A 21,689-nucleotide genomic window follows, 5' to 3' on the forward strand; every position below is an offset into this window, starting at 1 on the left:
AACCTGATCTTCATGACGTTCGCGGCGTTCATCGTGCTTGCTGGCGTATCCGTGCTCGTGCTCGTCGACAGCCCGCACGTCACCGCATTCACGACGACCATTTTCGCGCTGCTCGGCCTCGCGATCCCCGCATCAGTCTCGATCTACGGTCTGAAACAGACCAACGAACTACTCGACACCATCGAGACGAACACCAACGGATCGCTGCACCGTCGTGACAACCTCAACACCGGATTGCAAGCCGAGAACGCTCAGCTACGCGCCGAGCTCGCCGCAGCTACAGGCACCGCCGTAACGACCCTCGACACGCCATTGCCACCCATTCAGGTTGTTCCTGCGAAGGAATAGCCCGCATAGGATGCGCATATGAAATCTGCTTACTTGAACGCCCTGCTCTGGATATCAGGGGTAGCTCTCGTCGCTGCATTTACTCTCGCAGCAGTCGCGAGCAATATGCGCGTCGATACATGGATGGGCGGGATCGACACGGATGTTCTTGAGCAGAGAACCGCTTTTGTAGCTCTCTCGAACATTCTGCTCACGGTAGGGTCGATCGGTTTTCTGATCGCACTTGGCCTCGCGGGAGTCTTGAAAGCTCTTAGTGAACTTCCTGTACCTGTTCAGAACTCGCAGCGCCTGATGCAACAACCACCGCGGCAACAACCAATCTCGACACCGCCACATCAGCGCTCAGTTCCGCAGCCTCCGCAGCAAGGTCAGCCCTATCGACCCGGAGGTGTCAGGCCGCAGCAAGGGCCGCGCGCCTGACAGCGTCATCGGGCGCGCGAGTGTAGACCTGTGTCGTCGCAACGCTCGCGTGCCCGAGGAGCCGCTGCACGGCCAATAAATCACGTTCCACCGAGTACGCACGAGTTGCGTACCGGTGCCTCAGCATGTGAGCAGTCACGCCCTCCGGGAGCGTGCGCGAAATCAGCTTGGATACGTATGGTGCGCTCAGGTGTCCGTTGTCGTCGCCGGAGAAACACCAGTCATCGGCGAACCCTCGCACGCGCCGCGCGAGGTCGTCGGGGAGGGGGATCAATCGGTTGCGCCCGCCTTTACCTTCAACGCGCAGTGACCAGCCGACGAGGTCGCGCTCGACGTCACTTGACCGCACGCGAGCAATCTCGACACACCGCAGCCCTGCACGAGCTGCAAGGTCGATCATGAGCGACACACGAGGCGTGGCCCAACGGCGTCCCACTTCGAGCGACGCTTCGCTCGCCGGTCGAGGGACTCCCATCGCCACGCGCACCGAGGGGAGGTCGACGGCAGGATCGAGAGCGACTCGGTTCGTTGGCGCGCCCATTTGTAGAAACCCCGAATCGCGCTCCGAAAGCCTCGCATCGTCGATGCGCTCCACTCGTGCGCGCCCAGGTAGTTCGTGAGCACTTCCTCGGTCACCTCGAAGGGTGCGAGCTCACACCATCGAGCGAGCCGGAGCAGTTGGTGACGCCGAAGTTTGCGAGAGCTTGGCGCGGTTCGTGATCCGGCGAGGTAGCGGTCGTAAAGGTCGAGGGCGGCGCTCCATTGCGCTACCGGTAGTGTCATGGAACGACGCTACGCGACGCGCCGCAGCGGCGACCCTGCACCCGAACGGGGGACGTAAACCAGCGGGTTCCCGGTTCGAGTCCGGGGGGGGTGTACAAGAGCAAAAGCCCCGCCATACGTGGCGGGGCTTTTCTGTTGTCCTCGGGATTGACACCGCATCTTCAGCCTTCGCCCCAGTCGTCGCTTCTATGCTCGTGCTGAACGCGATGGAAGGACCCTCATGAAGGCGAATGTCGGAATATCGCTCGCGAGCGCAGCCGTGCTGGCGCTCCTGATGAGCGGATGCACGAGCGGTGGAGCCGAGCCCTCCGCGCCGGTGGAGACGAGTGCCACGGGTGCTCCCGCTGAGACCACCGCGACGCAGACCCCTGTTCCCTCAGCGTCCGCGAGCGACGATGACTCGACCGACGGTGCGAGCGACGGTGACGTGCCGAGCGCATCGGGCGCGTGGACGTACGCTGTCGATGGCGAAGGCGACTCCGAGAAGCGAACGGCACAGACCGAATCGGAATCGTCCGCGCTCATCGTCTCGGTCAGTGAACTCAACGGACGGCAAGTGCATTTGCAGAGTGACGCGTTCGAGACGGGCGTCTGCGCGCTCACGTGCAATGCACTCCTCGAGATCGACGGAACCGCGATCGAGTCGCGATGGAGCGAGATCGAGGGCGAGTCCGGAGCGCTCAGCACCCGGCAGGCCAAAGAGATCCTTGAGCTCGTGCTCGATGGAGCGACGACGCTGACCGTCAGCTTCCCCGACGGAGCGCTCGAGACCGTCTCGGGCGAAACCAGTTTCACCTTCGAGGTCGCTGGTCTCGACGAATGGATCGACGACTAACCCCGGAACACCCACCTGCAGTGCACGGGGTGACTCCCGCGATGAATCCCCGTCAAGGGTGAAATCGAGGGTGAAACTCCAGGCATCTCGTACCCCGAGGCCCCTTTGCGCAGATATTTTGCGAATGTACGTCACCCGAAGTCCGCTCGGATCTCGCTGACGACGCGCGTGAGCTGTCCCTGACGCGCCATTCGGTTCTGAACGATCCAAAGGGGATCAATTTTGCAACGAAGCACCTCTGTGGCTCCGCCCACTCAGCCGAGGCGTCGGGGTATCCGCCGGCTCGCCATGCTCCTCGCGACCGCGTTGACCGCGGGAACGTTCGCGCTCGCCGGGACTGTTGCTGCTCAGGCAGCACCTGGCGACTACACGGTCGAAATCACTGCCCCGGTGAGCACACCGGTTCGTCAAGCATTCTCGTACACGGTCACACTCGACCTCGAGGCGAGTGCCGCAGCGCCGGCGACCGGGATCGTACTGACGACCGTGCTCGACGAGGGCGTTCGCTTCGACTCTGTGCCAACCGGGGCCGACTCGCCAGTCGCCTCGGTCGCCTACGATGCGACGACCCGCACGGTGACGTTCACGATGAAAGATCTCGCCGAGGAACTCACGAGTTTCGTTTTCTCGGTACAGCAGGACGGCAACGAGCTGAAGGACGAGTCGACGCTGTTCGACGCGACGATCACCGGTTCTGCCACACCGAGTGGTGCGGCGCCGAGTGACAGCGTCCAGACGGCCGTGACGGGCGATTTCGAGTATCGTCCGATGAAGAATTTCAGCACCGTTGTCGGAAGCGGCAACCGCGCGGTGACCTACACGCTCAACCTCGCGACGATCGACGCGAACGGCACGAGCGACACGTTCGCGACCTGGGGTCAGCGTTTCTTCGATCAGCTGCCCATCGGTGCTGAGGTCACGAACACTTCGAGCGGGTACGGCACTTGGACGGTCACCGGGACGCCCGAGACCGGACAATCGTTGACCTGGGAAAATGCGAACACCGCGACCCACTACGGTCCAAGCGGTTCGAGCCTGTCCGGAACGACGAATCAGAGCATCGACTTCACGGTCAATTACCCTGAGGAAGTGTTCCCCGACGGGACCCGCCCGCCAGTGAACACCGTGTCCTACGAGGTCCAGGACCGCAGCGGCAACTGGCACACGAATGGTCAGACCGCGAGCGTGCAGGGACCCGAAATGGTCGGCGGTATCGACAAGAAGATCGCGATCGGCAAGTACTCCGACCCCTCGCAGTCGACCAAGCAGTCGTCGTACTCTGACGGATACTTCGCGCACACGTACCGAGTGCAGGCCTCCTACCTGAATACTGTCGATGCTGAACAGCTCGACCAGATGGTGGTCAGCGACGCTGCATCGGCTTCGGCGGAGAACGCTCGGTTCTTCTCGCACACCGACATCTACAACGTTTCGGCGAGCTTCAGCTCAGCGCTCCGCGCCGCGGCGGTGCCGTTCACGTTCGAGTACCAGGTCAATGGTCAGTCGACCTGGCAGACCTACGCGGGCACGTTCACAACGGCAACGAACCAGAACCTCGTCGTGCAGCGGGTTGGTTCGTCGGGTTACGGCTCGAACCAGACGGGCGTCGTCGAGCTGAACCTCGGCGAGCACCTCACCGGATGGCGGTACACCCTTTCGCCCGGCGCCTCCGATGCGACCATCCCATCGGGATCTGAGATCAACGTGCTGACGACGCTCGTCCCGCTCTACGAATCGGTGACCGACAACTCGACGAGCAGCGAGTTCCTGCCGAATGTCGCGACGGCGACAGGGACGCTCACTGGTGGGGCTGCAATCGAGCCCGCGAGTGACACTGCCTCGATCCGATTCGAGGACGCCGTGTACATCACCACGAACGTGCTCGCTCCTTCAACGATTGCAGTCGGCGGCAGCGCCATTTACCGTGCAGCAATCGTCAACCAGAACGAGACCGACACCTACACCGATTCGAAGATGAAGGTCGTGCTCCCAGCGGGCGTGTTCTACAACGCCGCGGTCGGTGCGACGCCTTCTGACCCGAACGTGCTCGGGACGAACCTGAGTGTTCCTGAAGTTGGAGACGGTGTGACGGTCTCAACGGAGACCATCACCGACTCCGCTGGCGTGCAGCACCAGGTCGTCGTGTTCACCTTCGACACGCTTCCGCCGATGCGTCCCTTCGGGCAGAGCAGCAGCAGGTACGTCGAGAATGACGGGTACCGCTACGACATTCCGGTCACCGTGGTTGCGCAGGCATATGACCCTGCCGAAACAACGGTCCCAGTGACGTCGTGGGCGTACACCGATGATCCGAACTACACGAACGTCCCGATGAACGGCTACGGCCCGTTCTTCGCGAGCGACGAGAACGACTTCGACGCGAACCGTACGCTCATTGCCCGTGCGACCGCGAACTCCGAGGTCGTCACCGCTGGTGGTCTGCTCATCGGCAAGCTGGTGCGTGCCTCCGAATCTGACGGATGGGGCAATTCCGCCGTCGTGACTTCGCCGGGTACCGCCGAATGGCAGGTGTACGTCAGCAACATTCTCCCTTCCGCGGTGACGGATCTGGTGCTCTTTGACCGACTGCCGTTTGTTGGTGACGATCGTGAGTCGGAGTTCGCGGTGACCCTCGCGGCAGCCGTGACCGGAGCGCCATCTGGTGCAACGATCGAATACTCCTCGGACGCGGCTTCGGCGACTTCGGGAACGTGGAGTGCGGACCCGGTTGGTGCGGTCGCGTTCCGGATCACCATTCCATCGATTGCCAGTGGCGAGAACTTCACATTGCTGGTCCCCACGACGGTGCCGGAGGGTGTCGACTTCGCTGAAGCGGCAACCAACAACGTGACCGGTTCGGGAATCTACAACGGGAGCCCTCGAAGCTTCTCGTCGAACAACGCCATCATCACTGCGGCACCCAACCCTGCCTTCACGCTCGTGAAGACGACCAATGGTGTTGCCTACAGTGAGGCACCCGGAGCGCTCGTTGCAGAAGGATCGCTCGTCACTTGGGAATACACGGTGACGAACACGGGAGGCACCGCGCTGGCGGATGTCGCAATCTCGGATGCGTTCACGGACGGCACGGGAGCAAGCGGGACGTTCACGCCGACCTCCACCGAGACCGGCCCGCTGCAGCCAGGGGAGTCGCGCACGTTCACGGCAACTGGTGATGCAGTGCTCGGGCAGTACCAGAACACCGCCACCGCCTCTGCGACACCAGTCGACGATGCTGGGCAGCCGCTCGATGTCGTGCTCGAGGACGTCACGGACGAGTCGTGGTACTTCGCGGGAGCGGCCGGACTCGAAGTCGTGAAAACGACGAACGGTGTGGACGTCACCGAGGCGCCCGGCCTGAGCCTGACGCCAGGTGACGACGTGACCTGGCAGTACGCGGTGACGAACACTGGTGAACTCGACCTCGTCAACGTGCTCGTTGTCGACACCGACAGCGACGGGAACGTCGTCTTCTCACAGACGATCCCGGCGCTCGCGGTGGGCGAGACCGTCACGCTCAGTGCCACGGGCGTTGTCATCGAAGGTCAGTACCACAACACGGTTGCAGTATCAGCGGAGAACCCGGCCGGTGGGGCCGGCCTGGTGGGCTCCGATGACTCCTGGTACTACGGTGTGACCTCCGGGCTCACGCTCGAAAAGCTGGTCGCAGATGCGGAGTCGGGCCCTTGGGTTGAAACCCAGGAGCTCGAATCCGGTGCGGCAGCGTACTGGCAGCTCACGGTGACGAACTCCGGAAACAGCGCGCTGACGGACGTTCTGGTTTCTGACCCTGCGCTCGGCGAAGAAATCGCTATCGGGGAACTCGGCGCCGGTGAATCTCGTGTGATCCTGCTCACGCAGGAGAACGTCACGGAGAGCTACATCAACGTTGCGACAGCCACCGGAACCGATTCGCTGGGCAATGCCCTGACCGCGGAGGACGACGCGGCTGTGACCGTTGACGGAGCGACCATTCCGCCGACTGTGACACCGGATCCGTCGACCGACCCAGAGCCGACGGTGACGCCGGACCCATCGATCACGCCGTCGGCGCCTGCACCTTCGGCTCCGAGCCACACGCCCGGGCAGAGCGGGCACCTCCCAACGACAGGTTCCAGTGTTTCTGGCGTCGTCATCCTGGTGGGAATCATGCTCATCCTGGGCGCAGCGTTCTTGACGTCTCGTCGTTTCGGACGCAACGCGCAGGCTGATTCCTAGGCGAAATCAGCGAGCTCTGCTCGACACCGAATGCCGCTCTCTCTATCGAGAGCGGCATTCGGCTTTTCGTCTGAAAGAGCGTAATAAACCGCGGTTTCGCTCGTCTTGAGATTGACGCACTTTGGGTGAAGAGATCAGGAACAACAATGAAGAAGACAATCGTGAGCGAACCACAATTGTTCGCTCGGCGAGACCTCGTGCGAATGAAGTCGACCGGGGTCGAATTCAAGATCGAGGCGCTCAACGAAAACCCGAACTATCGCGAAGACGGCGAACTCTACGGGTACGGGTGGGGATCGACCGAAACGATCGACATTTTCGATCCCTCGGATATCGAACTCGTGCGTCGTGCGAAGCCTTTGTTGCCCGCGTGGCTCTTCCCTCAGCGATGACCGCCACTCTGCGCCAGAGCGACTCGCGAATCGCTGAGTCGGCCGTGCACACCAACGCGGAAGTTGACGCCATGGTCGACACGCTCGTGCGCGTCATTCCTGCAGACGCTCTGCTCTGCAAACAGGAGCAATCTGCGTGGCGTCACTCCGTCACGGCGAAGCGCTTCGAGCCATTGCGGGAAAGCACGCCCCTTCTTGCCACGATCGCAGGCGGGCTTCACGACGCCGGCTATCGACGCCCGGCACCGAGCATCCGGGATCTCAGCGCCCCAGCTCACGACGAACTGCCATTCGTCCCGAGAGATTCTGCTCACGGGGAGGGACAGGTGCTTGACACCGGGTTCCTCCGCCACATGATCGCGAATGTCACGTTCCAAGCTCGCGGAGCCCGGATCTGGGGGCCTGAGATTGCCGCCGAGGTGGTTCGGCATCTCGAAGCTGCCGCTCGTGCCTTAGAGGATCAGAATGTCGGCGAGCAGCCGGTGCGCTGAGTCATCCTGAGGCCCGTGCATTCACGACTCCGCTTCTTGGCGCAGTCATTTTCTTCGTGATCGCCGGAATTCTGCGCGGAATCGATCGAGCAATGGAACGTGAGCTGCTTGCCGAAAGCCATCTGGCATGCAGCGAATCGGAGTCAGCAAGGCAATTTGGGCCTGCTCGCTTCGCCATATATTCGCCGGGGTGGGATGCGCGAATTCACTAGTGGAATAGCGTTGTCGCATGGATACCGCACACCAGAGAGTTCTCGCCGTGGCAACCGTGATCGCACTCGGCGCGGCATTTGCCCTGTTCTTCGCGGGGGAGAACATCGTCGCTCCCTTCGGCCGAGCACTGACCCCCGATGAGATCTCTGCGAAAGCCAACCTCGCGCTCGCCTCGAACTTCGCGTTCGGCTTCGCGATGCTCGCTGGAGTCGGCTGGATTGTCCTCGGTGGCGTTCAGCGCCAGCACGCGCGGACGCAAGCCTTTGTGCGAGACGAGAATCTCATTCTCGAGCGGCGTCTCCTCGCAGCGTTCGCGGCACAGACCTCAGCGTCGCCCCAGGTGCCGGACCGCTCAGTTACGCCGAACACCCCAGACAAGCAGGCCTCCGCAGACAAATCGCACGAGTCGTAGGCCCCGGACGACCCTCGCCACGGCAGAGCATGAGCCAAGCGGGGACGTTTCCCGCCGAGCCGGTCTCTGGCATCCTGAGATCATGATCGAGATTCCGTGGTCGCACGGCGACTGGACGAACGAGCCGAGTGCGGTCCGCGAGAGCAGTGACGCTCTGTATGTGACGGCCCGTGAAGGCAGCGATGCCTGGCGCACGACCTCGTACGGGTTCGTGCACTATTCCGAGCATGCTCTGCTTCGCCCGCTCATCCAGGACACGGCGGTCGAGGTGATGTTCCGACTCGACTTCAGCGCCCAGTTCGATCAGGCCGGTGTCTTCGTCAAGGTTGACTCGAGCAACTGGATCAAAGCCGGGATCGAGTTCAGCGATGGTGAAGAGCACCTCGGAGCCGTTGTCACTCGAAATGAATCCGACTGGTCGCTGGCTCCCGTCCATGGTTGGAGCGGGCGCCTCGTGACGATGCGCGCGAGTCGCTCTGGCAACGCTCTGACGATCCGAGCTCGGGTCGATGACGAGCCGTGGCGACTCGTGAGGGTTGCACCGCTCGCCGAGGATGCAGCAGTGAGCGCCGGACCGTTCTGCTGCGCGCCAACGCGCGAGGGGCTGACGGTCGAGTTCATCGAATGGCGTGAAACCGAGGCCGATGCGAGTTTGCACCCCGGTCAGTGACGGCACGCAGCGTCGCCGGGGCAGCGTTCGCCGGAGGCCTACTGGCGATATGACGCGAGGAAGTTCCCGATTCGCCCGATCGCATCGTTCAGATCGGCAGCCCACGGCAGGGTCACGATTCTGAAGTGGTCGGGCGTTGGCCAGTTGAAGCCGGTGCCCTGAACCACCAGGATCTTCTCCCGCAGCAGCAGATCGACGACGAACTTGCCATCGTCGTGGATCTCGTGCACGTTCGGGTCGAGCTTCGGGAACACGTAGAGCGCACCCTTCGGCACAACGCACGAGACGCCAGGAATCGAGTTCAATCCATCGACCGCAATCTGACGCTGCTCGTACAGCCGCCCACCGGGCGCGATGAGTTCCTCGATCGACTGGACGCCCCCGAGTGCAACCTGGATGCCGTATTGCGCTGGCACGTTCGGGCAAAGTCTCGTGGAGGCGAGCAACTGGATTCCTTCGAGGAAGCCTTTCGCATGATGCTTGGGGCCCGTGATCGCCATCCACCCGGCGCGGTATCCCGCAACCCGGTAGGTCTTGGAGAGCCCGTTGAACGTGATGCACAGCAGATCGTGCGCCAGGCTCGCGATCGAGGTGTGCTTCGCATCGTCGTAGAGAATGCGATCGTAGATTTCATCGGCCAGGATCAGCAGGGAGTGCTTGCGTGCGAGCTCGACGATCTGCTGCAACACCTCGCGTGAATACACCGCACCGGTCGGATTGTTCGGGTTGATCACGACGATCGCTTTGGTCTTGTCGGTGATCTTCGCTTCGATGTCAGCGAGGTCGGGATTCCAATCGTTCGCTTCGTCGCAGAGGTAGTGCACGGGAGTGCCGCCGCCAAGCGCCGTCATCGCGGTCCAGAGCGGGTAGTCGGGCGCCGGGATGAGGACCTCATCGCCCTCGTCGAGCAGCGCCTGCAAAGTGATCGTGATGAGTTCGCTGACGCCATTGCCGAGGTAGACGTCATCGACCGTCAGCGCGGGAAAGTTGTCTTCGCTCTCATAGCGTGTGACGACGGCGCGTCGAGCAGAGAGCACGCCTCGTGAATCGGAGTACCCTTGCGCGTTTCGAAGCTCGGCGATCATGTCCTGCACGATCGTCTCCGGAGCCTCGAACCCGAACGGCGCTGGGTTACCGATGTTGAGCTTCATCACCCGGTGACCCTCGGCCTCGAGCCGCGCCGCGTGAGCGTGTGCTGGCCCACGAATTTCGTAGAGCACGTTCTTCAGCTTTGATGACTGGTCGAGAGATCGGAGCGGGTTGTTCACTTCACCAGGGTAGCCCGTGTTTTTCGATGGAGGGGAGTCCAATCCCACCCCACTGGCGTCTCACGATGTGCGGTACGTCACCCGTGCGGCCGTGCGATCACAGCGTGTCAGGAAGCCGGGGAATCGAGCTCATCGTTCGGCACCTGCAGGTCGCCACCGGCGACTCGGCAGGTGAGCGCCGCGATCGTCATCGCTCGTTCGAGGGCTGATCCCCAAATCGGGCGCTGTTCGAGCATGGAGTCGACGATGGCCGCAAGCGTCGCATCGCCCGCGCCGATGGTGTCGACGATCGGGGAGTCCAACTCGTGGATCGGCGCGCTCACCTTCGTGAGGCCACGGAACTCGAGACTCGCGCCGTGCTCGCCGCGCGTGACGAGCACTCCGCCGGCGCCTGCATCAAGGAACTGACGAGCGGTCTCATTGACGTCGCGCTCGTACAGCAACTGCGAGTCTTCATCGCCGAGTTTCAGGAGCGCGGCGTGCGGGGCGATTCGACGAAGGTTGTCACCGAAGGCACGAACGTCGCTCGCATCGTCCAGGTAGCCGGGGCGAGGGTTCGCATCAATCACGAGCCGAGCACGCGAATCCGGGACGGCCGACAGCAGCGCGTCGCACTGCTCCCCGTCCTCGAGCGCCACGCAACTGACGACGACAAGATCTGCATTGTCGATTGCGTGCTGCGCGTCGGCCTCGATCACGATTGAACGCGCTTTTGCTGCCGAGTTGAACTCGTACTGCATGGTGCCGTCGACTCGACTCGCGATTGCAGCGGCCGATCCGTTCGGCGCGGGCGTCTTCACGAGCGTCACCGCGCCCTTGCACGCTTCTTCGAGCTGGCGACCGTAATCGTCGTCACCGACCATGCCGATCAGCGTCACGTCGTTGCCGAGCTTCGCAAGACCGATCGCGACATTGAAGCCGGCTCCACCTGGCAATGCGAGCCCGTCGACGACGTCGACGAGTACATCACCGATGACGACGACCGAGGGGCTCATCTGTTGAGTTCTCGTGCGTCGTCTTCGAGTTCGGCCATTTTGTTCTGCTCGATGACACTGCCGATCGCGAGTGCGACACCAATGCCCCAGCTCGCCCACAGCAGCGCAAGTCGCCAGTCGCGCGGACCGTTCGCTGTTGCCTTCGCGACACCGACACCGCTCACCACCGAGGAGATGAATCCTGTGTTGAACAAGTACTTACGCATGTTGCCTCCTTCGACGAGATAACGCTACCGCGTTGCCTCAGTGCGCACCGACCGGATTTCGCTTCGACGCTGCCGTCCCACGGCTCCGCTGGAAGTTCTGCAGCACGGTGTAGCTCGAGTTGCTTCGTCGGCTTGCAAGCGCGATCGCAGTGACTGCGAAGCTGAGCAGCATCCAGGCGATGATCGCGACGATGCCGCCGCCGAGTCCGTCGATTCCGAGTGTCGCTGCACGCAGCATGTCTTCGGCCTGGCCCGTCGGCATGGCTCCCGCGAGTGACTGCAGGAAGGCTGGCGCCGTCGAGATGATGCCACCGCCGAGGGTCAGCACGGCGATCAGGAGCGACACGAATCGACCCGTTCCGCCGAGGAGAACCACGAGCGCTTGGTTGACGGCCGCGAAGGCTAAGGCGACCAGCACGAGGAGTCCGGCGAAGCCGAACCATTCGGCAAGACCGAGCTTGAGCTGCAGTTGCAGCACGCCAGCGACGAGGATCGCCTGCGCAACACCGAGGAGCGCCGGAGTCAGGAGCGAGCGGAATGCGATGCGGGTCGATGACTGCGTGGAGCCAAGCATGTTCTTCGGCGCAGCGCGGAGGACGAGGAAGGTTGCGAGTGCTCCGAGCCACAGGGCGAGCGCGGCGTACAGCGGTGCAGAACTCGTCCCGAAGTCGAGGCTCGGATCACTCGAGGCGACTGGGCTCGCAACGACGGTCGAGAGCTGCTTGCTTTCCGCGTCGGAGTAGCTCGGAATGGCATCGACTGCTTGGCCGAGACCGTCAGCGAGTGAGACCGCGCCGGTGCTCGCTTCGCCAGCGCCCTCTGCGAGTCCGCTTGTACCCTCGGCGAGGCTCGTGATGCCGACAGAGAGTTCGGAGGCGCCGTCGGAGAACGCGACCGCTCCCGTGGCGAGTTGCGAGGCGCCGTCGGCGAGCTCGTTCGTCCCTCCGGCGAGCGCGGACGCACCACCAGCGAGGGTGGTTGCGCCACTCGACAACTGCTGTGTGCCGTCGGCCAGCGTGTTCGCGCCTGTTGAAAGTTCCGTTCCCGACGAGGCGAGCGTCTGTGCGCCGCCCGCGCTCGCAGCGATACCGTCCGAGAGCGCAGGGAGGGAGCCGACGAGCGGTGTGACCGCATCGTTCAACTGGCCGGAGCCTGCAACGAGGTCGGAGATGCCGGGTGTCGTCGGTTCGTTTCCTGCGATTGTGCTGATGCCGCCGCTGACATTGGCAAGCTGTCCGCAGAATTCAGGAGAGCCGCCGGAGACCACGCAGCTCGCAGCGAGAGCGTTGAGGTTGCCCGCTTGCTCGGTCAAGGCACCCGAGGCGGTCTCGAGTCCGGACTGCACGGATCCCAGTTGGGTCGTCAGCTGGTTGGCGGTTGCTTCGTCGGGCAACTGCGATGCGCCCGCGTTCAGCTGGTTGAGTCCAGCGGAAAGCTCGTTCACACCACCGGTGTACTGCCCGATTCCAGCAGCGAGCGACGAGGCTCCACCATTGAGATCGTTGACTCCACTTGAGAAGGTTTGGATTCCCGAGGAGAGGTCGTTCGCGCCGCTCGAGAGCTGAGAAGCGCCGCCGCTCAGCTCCTGCGCGCCTGAGGCGAGCTGGGAGGCGCCGTCGGTGAACTCCGGCATGTTGGCCGCGAGTTCTTGGGCGCCGTCATTGAGCTGTGCGGTGCCGTCGGCGAGTTCGACGAGGCCATCGGAGAGTTCGCCGGCACCATCCGCGGCAGTGCCGAGTTCATCACCGATTGTGTTGAAGCCGAGGAAGATGTTCTCCAAGAAGTTCTCGGTCAGCTGTTGCCCCATGAGGCTCGAGGCCGTGGTCGTGATGACCGAAGTGATCGCATCGTCGAGCAGCTTCGAACGTTCTGAGGTGGTGACGTCGATGGTCGCCTGCTTCGCGTCTGCTGCATCGCCACTGAACGAGGTGGCTGCTGCAGAGAACTCTTCGGGGATCGTCACGACGGCAGCGTAGGTGCCGTCAGCGAGTCCAGCGTCTGCGCCCGCCTGGTCGGTGATCGTCCACGTGTAGTTCGTGTCTTCCGCGCCGACGAGTGCTCCGCTGAGCTGCCGGCCGAGTGGCACGGTCTGCCCATCGAGGTCGACGGGTTCGTCGTTGTTCACGATCGCAGCGTGCACCGTGTTCAGGCGGTCGGTCGGCGACCAGAGTGCCCAGACCAGTCCGCCGGCGATCGTCAGCGGGATCAGCAGGAGTCCGATCAGGGTGAGGAGCCGTGCGCGACTGCCGTCGACGCGTTCAATTGAGAGGCGCTGCATCATGCGAACGCACCAACTTTCGGGAGGTCTTGAGCGGAACCGGCCGGTGCTTGGGTCGGTGAGGTGTTGAGGGTGACCGGTTGCGCGGTGAACGCGCCCGGGAGGTCGAGCTGCGTCGCGAAGACGAGCGTCAGTGGCTTGTCAGCACGTCGCTCTGCGCGAGCCGCTTCGAGGAAGTCGAGCACGCTCCGGCGCTCTTCGCCCTCTGGGATGCTGTCGAGGCCATCGATCATCGCAATTCGCGGTTGCTCTGCAAGCCGGGTACGCAGCAGGGCGAGCGCATTCTCCGACTCGCGAAGCGTGATGAGTGCGACCTTGTTGCGCACGCTCGAGGCCCGAGCCGACAGCGCGTACTCTGCGATCTTCGCGATGCCTTCGCTCGCTGGAACTCGCCCGGCGAGTGTCGAGAGCGCGATGCTGGTTGCGAGGGGCTCTCCGCGAAGCGACAGCACTTCGCCATCGCGCACTCGCAGCGTGAGTCCGCGGAACACGAGTTGCTGTTCGTCTGCGAGACCGAGGTCCTGGGTTGCGATTGCGTAGGGGCCGTCTTCTGGCCAGTTGCGCAGTGCGAGCTCCTTGTGGATGCTCTCGCCTTCGACGTCGAAGTGGGGGAGTGCTCGGTCGAGCCACTTCGGCATCCACCAGGCCTTGTCGCCGAGCAGCTGCAGGACCGCCGGAACGAACAGCATGCGAACGATGAATGCGTCGACGAAGATTCCGGTCGCGAGCCCGAGTGCGATCGGTTTGATGTTCGTATCTCCTTCGGGCACGAAGGCTGCGAACACCGCGAGCATGATGACCGCCGCTGCAGTGACCACCTTCGCGGAACCACGGAATCCGCTGCGGATCGCGCCGCGCGCGTCCTTCGTGTGCACGTATTCCTCTCGCATTCGCGAGACGAGGAAGACCTCGTAGTCCATCGCGAGCCCGAACAGCACACCCATCAAGATGATCGGCATGAAGCTGATCACGGGGCCTTGCGAAGGAATGTGAAGGGCGTCCGCGAAGACCCCGTGCTCGAAGACGAGCGCGACGACTCCGAACGAGGCGACCACCGAAAGCAGGTAGCCGACGGTCGCCTTGATCGGAACCCAGATCGAGCGGAACACCATCATGAGCAGGACGAGCGAGAGGCCAACGACGAGCAGTCCGAAGGGCAGCAGAGCATTGCCGAGTCGGTCTGAGATGTCGATGCCGACGGCAGTGAACCCGGTGACGGAGATGCTGATGCCGTACTTGTCCTCGAAGTAGTCGTGGTTGTCGCGAATTTCTTTCACGAGGGCCGCGGTCTCTTCAGAGTGCGGACCGCCTGTCGGGACGACCTGCACGATGCCGGTGTCTGCGGTCTCGTTCGGGGTTGAGAGTGCGACTGAATCGACACCGTCGAAGGTTGCGATCTCTGCGCCGAGGTCGTCCATGAGTCCGAGCGGGTCGTTGCTCGAAACGATCGATCCCGTCACGATGAGCGGTCCGTTCGCTCCGGCGCCGAAGTGTTCTTCAACCAGGTCGTAGGTCACGCGGGCTGGATCGTCTGCGGGCAGTTGGCCTGCGTCCGGCAGCGCGAGTCGAAGCGAGGCCGCGGGGATTGCGAGCGCGACGCCGATCAGTAGCACCACTGCGATGGTCGGGATCGGCCAACGAGTCGGAATCCTCACCCACCCGGCGAAGAACCGGTTCGCGAAGCTTGCTTTCTTCGGTGCTGCTGGTGGGGTGACCGAGGTTGCCTCGCTGTCTGCGTGAGGCGCTGGCGCTCCCTGGTTTCCGTTCGTCTGCTGCAACTCCGAGCCAGTTCGCGCAAGCGACTGGGCATCGTCTGCGTCGCCGCGAACTCCTTCGAGCAGTGCGCGGCGCTGCTTCTTGGGCAGGACCTTCATGCCGGCGAATCCGAGGATCGCCGGAAGCAGCGAGATCGAGATCAGGACGGCGAGCGAAACGCCGACTGCGGCGGCGACACCCATCGTCGTCAGGAATGGGATGTTGGCAACTGCCAGCCCCACGAGCGCGATGACGACGGTGACACCCGCGAAAATCACGGCGGACCCAGCGGTCGCGACCGACTGTGCGGTTGATTCCTCTGGATCGAGCCCGTCCCGGAGCTGATCTTGGTGCCTCGAAAGGATGAAGAGCGCGTAGTCGATACCGACTGCGAGGCCGAGCATGAGTGCGAGCATCGGCGTGGTCGAGTTGATCTGGCCGACTGCGGTTGCGGTGAAGATCAGCGCCATCGTGATCCCGACGCCGAGCAGCGCGGTGATGAGCGGGAAGGTCGCGGTCAGAAGCGAGCCGAAGGTGACGAACAAGACGATGAGCGCGACGACGACACCGATCGCCTCGGTGATCGTGAGTTCTGGGAACGCCTGGCTGAACAGCTGGCCGCCGATGGAAACCTGAGCGTCGGGGAGGGCCGCGGAGAGTTCGGAGGCGGCGTCTTCAAGTGCGGTGCGAGTGTCGTCGGTGATCTCGGCGAGCTCGCCGGTCATCTGCAACTGCACGATCGCGGCTTCGCCATCCTCAGAGACGAGTCCGTCGATCGTTCCATCGAGCGGATCGGTTGCAGCGGCGACCTGATCGAAGCCGCCGAGTTCTTCGACGATGTCAGAGATCGCGCTGGCGTATGGCTCGTCTGTGACTGCATCGCCGGCGGGCACCGCGATCACGATCTGCGCTGAAGCGCCGCTGACCTGCGGGAAGGTCGCTGCGAGCTGATCGAGTGCCTCTTGCGACTCGGTGCCGGGAATCGAGACCGCATCGTCGGTGCCCTGGTTGAGGAACAGCGCGCCTGCGCCGGCCAGAACGAGCACCGCTATCCAAATCGCGACCACTGTTTTCCGGAAGTTGAACGACCAACGGCCGAGCGAATACAAGAAGGAAGACACGGAAAACTCCTGAAGGGTGGGGATATGATTCGATACAGCCCTGTATCCGATACACGACTGTATCCGATACAGTCATGTATCCGCCACTTTGGTTTTCATATGTATGGAGTGCTCCGTGTCGACAGCTGAAACCCCCGCCGCCTCCGAGAAGCGGCTGCGCACTCGCGCTCGCTTGCTTGACGCTGCCGCCGAGGTGTTCCTCGAAGTCGGAGTTCCTGCGGCGAGCGTCGAGGCCATTTGCGAACGTGCTGGATTCACTCGCGGCGCCTTCTATTCGAACTTTGAATCGAAGGACGAACTCTTCACGATGCTGCGCGATCGGGCGATCGAGGAGAACCTGAAGAATTCCGAGCGAGCCGCGGCCGAGATCCTTGCGAACTCGCAAGGAAAGTCGCTGACGCCGGAGTGGGTTGGCGAAGTGGTCAAAGAATTGCTGCCGCTCGACCGAGACTCCCTCAGTTTTGCGCTCCTGTGTGCTGAATACCGGCTCCTCGGCATGCGCTCGACGGATCACGCGAAGCAGTACGTCTCGGTGATCGAGAAACAGGACCGCCAACTCGAAGGCATGCTCGAACGGCTCATCAAGGTCGCCGGACTCGAACTGCGTTTTCCCGTGGAGATCGTGACGCGCGGCATCTCGCTGATCTACGACGCGGCATGCGAGCAACGGCTCATCGAACTCGAATCAGGCCGCACGATCGACTCGGCCTCATCGGTCGACACCCTCGCAGCGTTCGTGTATTCGATGATCGCGGAACCCGCCGACAGCAGGAGCTGAGGCGCGACAGCCGCAGATCGCAGCTCCGCAGCCGCAGACTCAAGCGCCGCAGCGGCAAGAGTTAACTGTGCGAGTGCGAGCCCGGCGCCGCTTGGCCAAGGTGCTCGCGGGCAAAGTCGAGTGTTTCTTGGAGCAGTCGGATCCGGTCACGGTCGTTCTTCGCAGGTCGCGTCGAGACCTCCGCGACAACATCACCGGTGAAATTGTTGGCCGCGAGCATCTCGAGGACTTCAGCAACGGGCTCGTTGCCGTGCCCCGGCGGAAGGTGCTCGTCGAACATGGTGTTGCCACCTTCAGCGCCGACGCCATCGGTCAAATGAATATGACGGAGCCGGTCGCCGAGATCCTTGGCGAGTTCGAGCGAATCCCGACCTGAGAGCGCGCAGTGCGAGAAGTCGAGCGTTGCAGCGTCGACATCCATCTCGCTCGGGTCGATGCCAGGCAGGTAGGCCTTGCCATCGCGGCCGCGCACGCGCCACGGGAACATGTTCTCGACCGCGATCTCGATCTCGCGTTTCTGTGAGATCTCGCGGACGAGCCGTTCGAACTCACGGGCGTAGGAGCCCTGCCAGCGGAACGGCGGGTGCACCACGACGGTTCCCGCACCGACCTGCTTCGCGAGTTCGGCCGCACGGTCGAGCTTGACGTAGGGGTCGCGACCCCAGACGAACATCGTGAGCAGGAGCACGGGGGCGTGAATCGAGAGGATCGGCATGTTGTACTTCTCGCTCAGTGCGAGCAACGCTTCTGGATCACGACTGAGTTTCTCGTTCGTGACCATGATCTCAATGCCGTCGAAGCCGACCTCACTGGCAAGGCGAAAGCCGTCCTCAGTTTTGAGGGGGTACGCGCAGGAGGTGCTCATTCCAACTCGAATCATGGAGATAACGCTACGCTCCTTCAGCACCGATGGCCTACGCATTCCGGTCGTACCCCGGTCCGAACCGTCATTTTTGGCATGAAATTCGCTCTAGACTGAACGCCATGGCAGGCATCGATATCAAGCCCCGCTCTCGCGTTGTCACCGACGGCATTGAAGCCGCGACAAGTCGAGGAATGCTCCGGGCCGTTGGAATGGGCGACGACGACTGGGCAAAACCACAAATTGGTATTGCTTCGAGTTGGAACGAGATTACGCCGTGCAACCTCTCCTTGAACCGTTTGGCTCAGGGGGCAAAAGAAGGCGTGCACGCCGGCGGCGGATACCCGCTGCAGTTCGGCACCATCTCCGTTTCCGACGGTATCTCCATGGGGCACGAGGGGATGCACTTCTCCCTGGTCTCCCGTGAGGTCATTGCCGACAGCGTTGAGACCGTCGTCATGGCAGAGCGCCTCGACGGCACGATCCTGCTCGCTGGTTGCGACAAATCGCTGCCGGGCATGCTCATGTCAGCAGCGCGACTCGACCTCGCGAGCGTCTTCCTGTACGCGGGATCGATCGCCCCAGGCTGGGTGAAGCTCTCGGATGGCACGGAAAAAGACGTCACCATCATCGATTCATTCGAGGCCGTCGGCGCCTGTAAAGCCGGCACCATGAGCGAGGAAGACCTGCACCGCATCGAATGCGCGATTGCTCCTGGCGAAGGCGCATGCGGTGGAATGTACACGGCGAACACGATGGCCTCGGTTGCAGAAGCGATCGGCATGAGCCTTCCCGGTTCAGCTGCGCCACCCTCGGCAGACCGTCGTCGCGATGTGTTCGCACACCGCTCGGGCGAGGCAGTCGTCAACATGCTTCGCCAGGGCATCACTGCTCGCGACATCATGACGAAGCCCGCATTCGAGAACGCGATCGCTGTGGCAATGGCCTTCGGCGGCTCGACGAATGTCGTACTCCACCTCCTCGCGATCGCGCACGAAGCTGACGTTGATCTCACGCTCGCGGACTTCAACCGCATCGGCCAGAAGGTGCCGCACATCGGCGACCTCAAGCCGTTCGGCAAGTACGTCATGAATGACGTCGACCGTCAGGGTGGCGTCCCTGTCGTCATGAAGGCGCTCCTCGACGAGGGCCTCTTGAACGGTGACTGCATGACCGTCACGGGAAAGACCGTTGCCGAGAACCTCGAGGCGCTGCGACCAGACCCACTCGATGGCAAGGTGCTTCGCACATTCGACAACCCGATCCACAAGACCGGTGGGCTCACCGTGCTCGAAGGAAGCTTCGCTCCCGAGGGTGCAGTCGTGAAGACCGCCGGCTTCGACGCTGAGGTGTTCGAGGGGCCGGCACGCGTGTTCGAACGTGAGCGCGCCGCGATGGATGCGCTGACGAACGGTGAGATCTCGAAGGGCGATGTCGTCGTCATTCGCTACGAAGGGCCCAAGGGCGGCCCGGGTATGCGCGAGATGCTTGCGATCACGGCAGCCATCAAGGGCGCTGGACTCGGAAAAGATGTACTACTCTTGACGGACGGCAGATTCTCAGGCGGCACAACCGGCCTGTGCATCGGCCATATTGCTCCTGAAGCAGTGGACGCTGGTCCAATTGCTTTTGTACGCGATGGCGACACCATTCGAGTCGACATCGCAGCTCGCTCGCTCGACCTACTCGTCGACGAAGCCGAGCTGGCTTCCCGCCGAGAAGGCTGGGAACCCCTCCCGCCGCGGTACACTCGCGGCGTCCTCGCGAAATACTCCAAACTTGTGCGTTCTGCTGCGCTCGGCGCAGTCACCGGTTAATCCCAACCACGTTCAAGCAATCAAGGAAGTTTCATCATGACAATTGCGCCTCGACCTGCGGCGCCTCGCAGCGCTGAACCTGAAGTACTGACCGGATCCGGTGCGATCCTTCGTTCGCTCGAGCTTCTTGGTGTCACCGATGTGTTCGGACTTCCTGGTGGTGCGATCATTCCGTTCTACGACGAGCTGATGCAGCAGTCGAAGATTCGTCACATCCTCGTCCGCCACGAGCAGGGTGCTGGGCACGCTGCCGAGGGCTACGCGAGCGCGACCGGCAAGGTCGGTGTCGCGATCGCGACCAGCGGCCCTGGTGCGACGAACCTTGTGACCGCGATCGCTGATGCGTACATGGACTCCGTTCCGCTGCTGTGCATCACCGGTCAGGTCTTCAGTCACCTGATGGGCTCCGACGCCTTCCAAGAGGCCGACATCACCGGTATCTGCATGCCGATCACGAAGCACTCCTTCCAGGTGAAGAGCGCCGAAGAAGTGCCCGCGGTTTTGAAGGCGGCGTACCACATCGCATCTTCGGGTCGTCCGGGGCCGGTGCTCGTCGACATCACGAAGGACGCGCAGCAGAACTCTGCACCGTTCGTCTGGCCAGAAAAGATTGACCTGCCCGGGTACCGTCCGGTTGCAAAAGCGCATGGCAAGCAGGTGCAGGCAGCTGCACAGCTCATCACTGCATCCGAACGCCCTGTGCTGTACGTCGGCGGTGGTGTGATCCGTGCGCGGGCGAGTGCAGAGCTCAAAGAGTTCGCGCAGACCACTGGAGCTCCTGTGGTCACGACGCTCATGGCCCGTGGTGCGTTCCCAGATTCGCACGAACAGCACCTCGGTATGCCGGGAATGCACGGCACGGTTCCTGCAGTCTTGGCGCTGCAGGAGTCCGACCTCATCATCGCGCTCGGTGCACGCTTCGACGACCGTGTGACCGGCAAGGTCTCGGAGTTCGCTCCGAACGCGAAGGTCATTCACGTCGACGTCGACCCGGCCGAGATCTCGAAGATCCGTATGGCCGATGTGCCGATCGTCGGCGATGTGCGAGAGGTCCTCGCAGACCTCACTCCAGCATTCGTCGACGCAGCGTCTGAGGGAACCGCCGACATCGCATCGTGGTGGGAGTACCTCAACACGCTTCGTGAGCGTTTCCCGCTCGGCTACGACGAACCGACCGACGGCCAGCTCTCGCCGCAGTATGTGATTCAGCGCATCGGCGAGCTGACCGGACCGGAGGGCGTGTTCGCATCCGGCGTCGGCCAGCACCAGATGTGGTCTGCGCAGTTCATCAAGTACGAACGCCCGAACGCCTGGTTGAACTCAGGTGGTGCGGGAACGATGGGCTACTCCGTCCCGGCCGCCATGGGCGCGAAGGTCGGCGAGCCCGACCGCGTGGTCTGGGCGATCGACGGCGACGGCTGCTTCCAGATGACCAACCAGGAACTCGCGACCTGCACGATCAATGACATCCCGATCAAGGTCGCGATCATCAACAATTCCTCGCTCGGAATGGTGCGCCAGTGGCAGAGCCTCTTCTACGAAGGCCGACACTCGTTCACCGACCTCGAGACCGGTCACGGCGCTCGTATGATCCCTGACTTCGTGAAGCTCGGCGACGCCTACGGCTGCCTTTCGATTCGCGTGACGAAGCCCGAGGAGATCGATCCCGCGATCAAGCTCGCGCTCGAAACAAACGATCGACCAGTCGTCATCGACTTCGTCGTCAGCCGCGACTCGATGGTGTGGCCGATGGTGCCCCAGGGCGTCGGCAACTCTTTGGTGCAGTACGCCAAAGAACATTCACCCGAGTGGGAAGAGGAGTAGGTC

General features: G+C 62.8%; 18 protein-coding genes. 11 read left to right on the forward strand and 7 right to left on the reverse strand.

Going from position 1 to position 21,689, the window contains the following annotated elements:
• Positions 1 to 12 precede the first annotated feature (12 nt).
• Positions 13 to 348: a hypothetical protein gene (locus U2H20_RS11710; RefSeq protein WP_430592457.1), complete on the forward strand. Its 336-nt coding sequence runs from the start codon at positions 13 to 15 to the stop codon at positions 346 to 348.
• 18 nt (positions 349 to 366) lie between these two features.
• Positions 367 to 768 (forward strand): hypothetical protein, encoded by a 402-nt coding sequence (locus tag U2H20_RS11715; RefSeq protein ID WP_430592458.1) that lies wholly within the window; start codon positions 367 to 369, stop codon positions 766 to 768.
• On the opposite strand, the gene U2H20_RS11720 is transcribed toward U2H20_RS11715, so the two are convergent.
• Complete coding sequence (locus U2H20_RS11720) at positions 740 to 1,309, reverse strand: tyrosine-type recombinase/integrase (protein ID WP_430592459.1); 570 nt, start codon at positions 1,307 to 1,309, stop codon at positions 740 to 742. The genes U2H20_RS11715 and U2H20_RS11720 overlap by 29 nt on opposite strands.
• A 462-nt stretch (positions 1,310 to 1,771) precedes the next feature.
• Between U2H20_RS11720 and U2H20_RS11725 the strand changes: the two genes are divergently transcribed.
• The 6 genes from U2H20_RS11725 (at position 1,772) to U2H20_RS11750 (ending at position 8,782) form a co-directional block, all read left to right on the forward strand.
• Positions 1,772 to 2,386, forward strand: a complete 615-nt coding sequence (locus U2H20_RS11725) for a hypothetical protein (RefSeq protein WP_430592460.1) — start codon at positions 1,772 to 1,774, stop codon at positions 2,384 to 2,386.
• 240 nt (positions 2,387 to 2,626) lie between these two features.
• Positions 2,627 to 6,604, forward strand: a complete 3,978-nt coding sequence (locus U2H20_RS11730; RefSeq protein ID WP_430592461.1) for a DUF7507 domain-containing protein — start codon at positions 2,627 to 2,629, stop codon at positions 6,602 to 6,604.
• Positions 6,605 to 6,750: 146 nt separating this feature from the next.
• Positions 6,751 to 6,996 carry a hypothetical protein gene (locus tag U2H20_RS11735; RefSeq protein ID WP_430592462.1) on the forward strand — a complete coding sequence of 82 codons (246 nt, stop codon included), beginning with the start codon at positions 6,751 to 6,753 and terminating at the stop codon, positions 6,994 to 6,996.
• Entirely contained in the window at positions 6,993 to 7,487 is a 495-nt protein-coding gene (locus U2H20_RS11740; protein WP_430592463.1) for a hypothetical protein, read from the forward strand. Before U2H20_RS11735 ends, U2H20_RS11740 begins: the two co-directional genes overlap by 4 nt.
• A gap of 229 nt (positions 7,488 to 7,716) precedes the next feature.
• Entirely contained in the window at positions 7,717 to 8,112 is a 396-nt protein-coding gene (locus tag U2H20_RS11745; RefSeq protein WP_430592464.1) for a hypothetical protein, read from the forward strand.
• 82 nt (positions 8,113 to 8,194) lie between these two features.
• Complete coding sequence (locus U2H20_RS11750; protein WP_430592465.1) at positions 8,195 to 8,782, forward strand: DUF1349 domain-containing protein; 588 nt, start codon at positions 8,195 to 8,197, stop codon at positions 8,780 to 8,782.
• Between the two features lie 38 nt (positions 8,783 to 8,820).
• On the opposite strand, the gene U2H20_RS11755 is transcribed toward U2H20_RS11750, so the two are convergent.
• The 5 genes from U2H20_RS11755 to U2H20_RS11775 all read right to left on the reverse strand — a co-directional run bounded on the left by U2H20_RS11755 (position 8,821) and on the right by U2H20_RS11775 (position 16,405).
• Complete coding sequence (locus tag U2H20_RS11755; protein WP_430592466.1) at positions 8,821 to 10,050, reverse strand: pyridoxal phosphate-dependent aminotransferase; 1,230 nt, start codon at positions 10,048 to 10,050, stop codon at positions 8,821 to 8,823.
• Between the two features lie 107 nt (positions 10,051 to 10,157).
• Entirely contained in the window at positions 10,158 to 11,045 is an 888-nt protein-coding gene (locus tag U2H20_RS11760; RefSeq protein WP_430592467.1) for a carbohydrate kinase family protein, read from the reverse strand.
• Positions 11,042 to 11,251: a hypothetical protein gene (locus U2H20_RS11765; protein WP_430592468.1), complete on the reverse strand. Its 210-nt coding sequence runs from the start codon at positions 11,249 to 11,251 to the stop codon at positions 11,042 to 11,044. The genes U2H20_RS11760 and U2H20_RS11765 overlap by 4 nt, the downstream gene beginning before the upstream one ends.
• A 37-nt stretch (positions 11,252 to 11,288) precedes the next feature.
• Positions 11,289 to 13,532, reverse strand: coding sequence for a YhgE/Pip family protein (locus U2H20_RS11770; RefSeq protein WP_430592469.1), 2,244 nt, complete (start codon positions 13,530 to 13,532; stop codon positions 11,289 to 11,291).
• On the reverse strand, positions 13,529 to 16,405 hold the full coding sequence (locus U2H20_RS11775) for an MMPL family transporter (RefSeq protein WP_430592470.1): 2,877 nt from the start codon (positions 16,403 to 16,405) through the stop codon (positions 13,529 to 13,531). The genes U2H20_RS11770 and U2H20_RS11775 overlap by 4 nt, the downstream gene beginning before the upstream one ends.
• Positions 16,406 to 16,520: 115 nt before the next feature.
• Here U2H20_RS11775 and U2H20_RS11780 point away from each other — a divergent pair, with 115 nt between their 5' ends.
• Complete coding sequence (locus U2H20_RS11780) at positions 16,521 to 17,183, forward strand: TetR family transcriptional regulator (protein WP_430592471.1); 663 nt, start codon at positions 16,521 to 16,523, stop codon at positions 17,181 to 17,183.
• A gap of 61 nt (positions 17,184 to 17,244) precedes the next feature.
• On the opposite strand, the gene U2H20_RS11785 is transcribed toward U2H20_RS11780, so the two are convergent.
• Positions 17,245 to 18,063 (reverse strand): sugar phosphate isomerase/epimerase family protein, encoded by an 819-nt coding sequence (locus U2H20_RS11785; protein WP_430592472.1) that lies wholly within the window; start codon positions 18,061 to 18,063, stop codon positions 17,245 to 17,247.
• A gap of 104 nt (positions 18,064 to 18,167) precedes the next feature.
• Between U2H20_RS11785 and ilvD the strand changes: the two genes are divergently transcribed.
• Together ilvD and U2H20_RS11795 are read left to right on the forward strand one after the other, a co-directional pair.
• Positions 18,168 to 19,862: a dihydroxy-acid dehydratase gene (ilvD, locus tag U2H20_RS11790; protein WP_430592473.1), complete on the forward strand. Its 1,695-nt coding sequence runs from the start codon at positions 18,168 to 18,170 to the stop codon at positions 19,860 to 19,862.
• A 36-nt stretch (positions 19,863 to 19,898) separates the two neighbouring features.
• Positions 19,899 to 21,686: an acetolactate synthase large subunit gene (locus tag U2H20_RS11795; RefSeq protein WP_430592474.1), complete on the forward strand. Its 1,788-nt coding sequence runs from the start codon at positions 19,899 to 19,901 to the stop codon at positions 21,684 to 21,686.
• Positions 21,687 to 21,689: the final 3 nt, after the last annotated feature.

Origin of the sequence: Humidisolicoccus flavus (assembly GCF_045689595.1) — a bacterium.
Classification (GTDB): Bacteria; Actinomycetota; Actinomycetes; order Actinomycetales; family Microbacteriaceae; genus Humidisolicoccus; species Humidisolicoccus flavus.

Coding starts and splice junctions, on each gene's coding strand:
- U2H20_RS11710 (WP_430592457.1), top strand. CDS start 13: ATGACGTTCGCGGCGTTCATCGTGCTTGCTGGCGTATCCGTGCTCGTG.
- U2H20_RS11715 (WP_430592458.1), top strand. CDS start 367: ATGAAATCTGCTTACTTGAACGCCCTGCTCTGGATATCAGGGGTAGCT.
- U2H20_RS11720 (WP_430592459.1), bottom strand. CDS start 1,309: ATGGGCGCGCCAACGAACCGAGTCGCTCTCGATCCTGCCGTCGACCTC.
- U2H20_RS11725 (WP_430592460.1), top strand. CDS start 1,772: ATGAAGGCGAATGTCGGAATATCGCTCGCGAGCGCAGCCGTGCTGGCG.
- U2H20_RS11735 (WP_430592462.1), top strand. CDS start 6,751: ATGAAGAAGACAATCGTGAGCGAACCACAATTGTTCGCTCGGCGAGAC.
- U2H20_RS11740 (WP_430592463.1), top strand. CDS start 6,993: ATGACCGCCACTCTGCGCCAGAGCGACTCGCGAATCGCTGAGTCGGCC.
- U2H20_RS11745 (WP_430592464.1), top strand. CDS start 7,717: ATGGATACCGCACACCAGAGAGTTCTCGCCGTGGCAACCGTGATCGCA.
- U2H20_RS11750 (WP_430592465.1), top strand. CDS start 8,195: ATGATCGAGATTCCGTGGTCGCACGGCGACTGGACGAACGAGCCGAGT.
- U2H20_RS11760 (WP_430592467.1), bottom strand. CDS start 11,045: ATGAGCCCCTCGGTCGTCGTCATCGGTGATGTACTCGTCGACGTCGTC.
- U2H20_RS11765 (WP_430592468.1), bottom strand. CDS start 11,251: ATGCGTAAGTACTTGTTCAACACAGGATTCATCTCCTCGGTGGTGAGC.
- U2H20_RS11770 (WP_430592469.1), bottom strand. CDS start 13,532: ATGATGCAGCGCCTCTCAATTGAACGCGTCGACGGCAGTCGCGCACGG.
- U2H20_RS11785 (WP_430592472.1), bottom strand. CDS start 18,063: ATGATTCGAGTTGGAATGAGCACCTCCTGCGCGTACCCCCTCAAAACT.
- ilvD (WP_430592473.1), top strand. CDS start 18,168: ATGGCAGGCATCGATATCAAGCCCCGCTCTCGCGTTGTCACCGACGGC.
- U2H20_RS11795 (WP_430592474.1), top strand. CDS start 19,899: ATGACAATTGCGCCTCGACCTGCGGCGCCTCGCAGCGCTGAACCTGAA.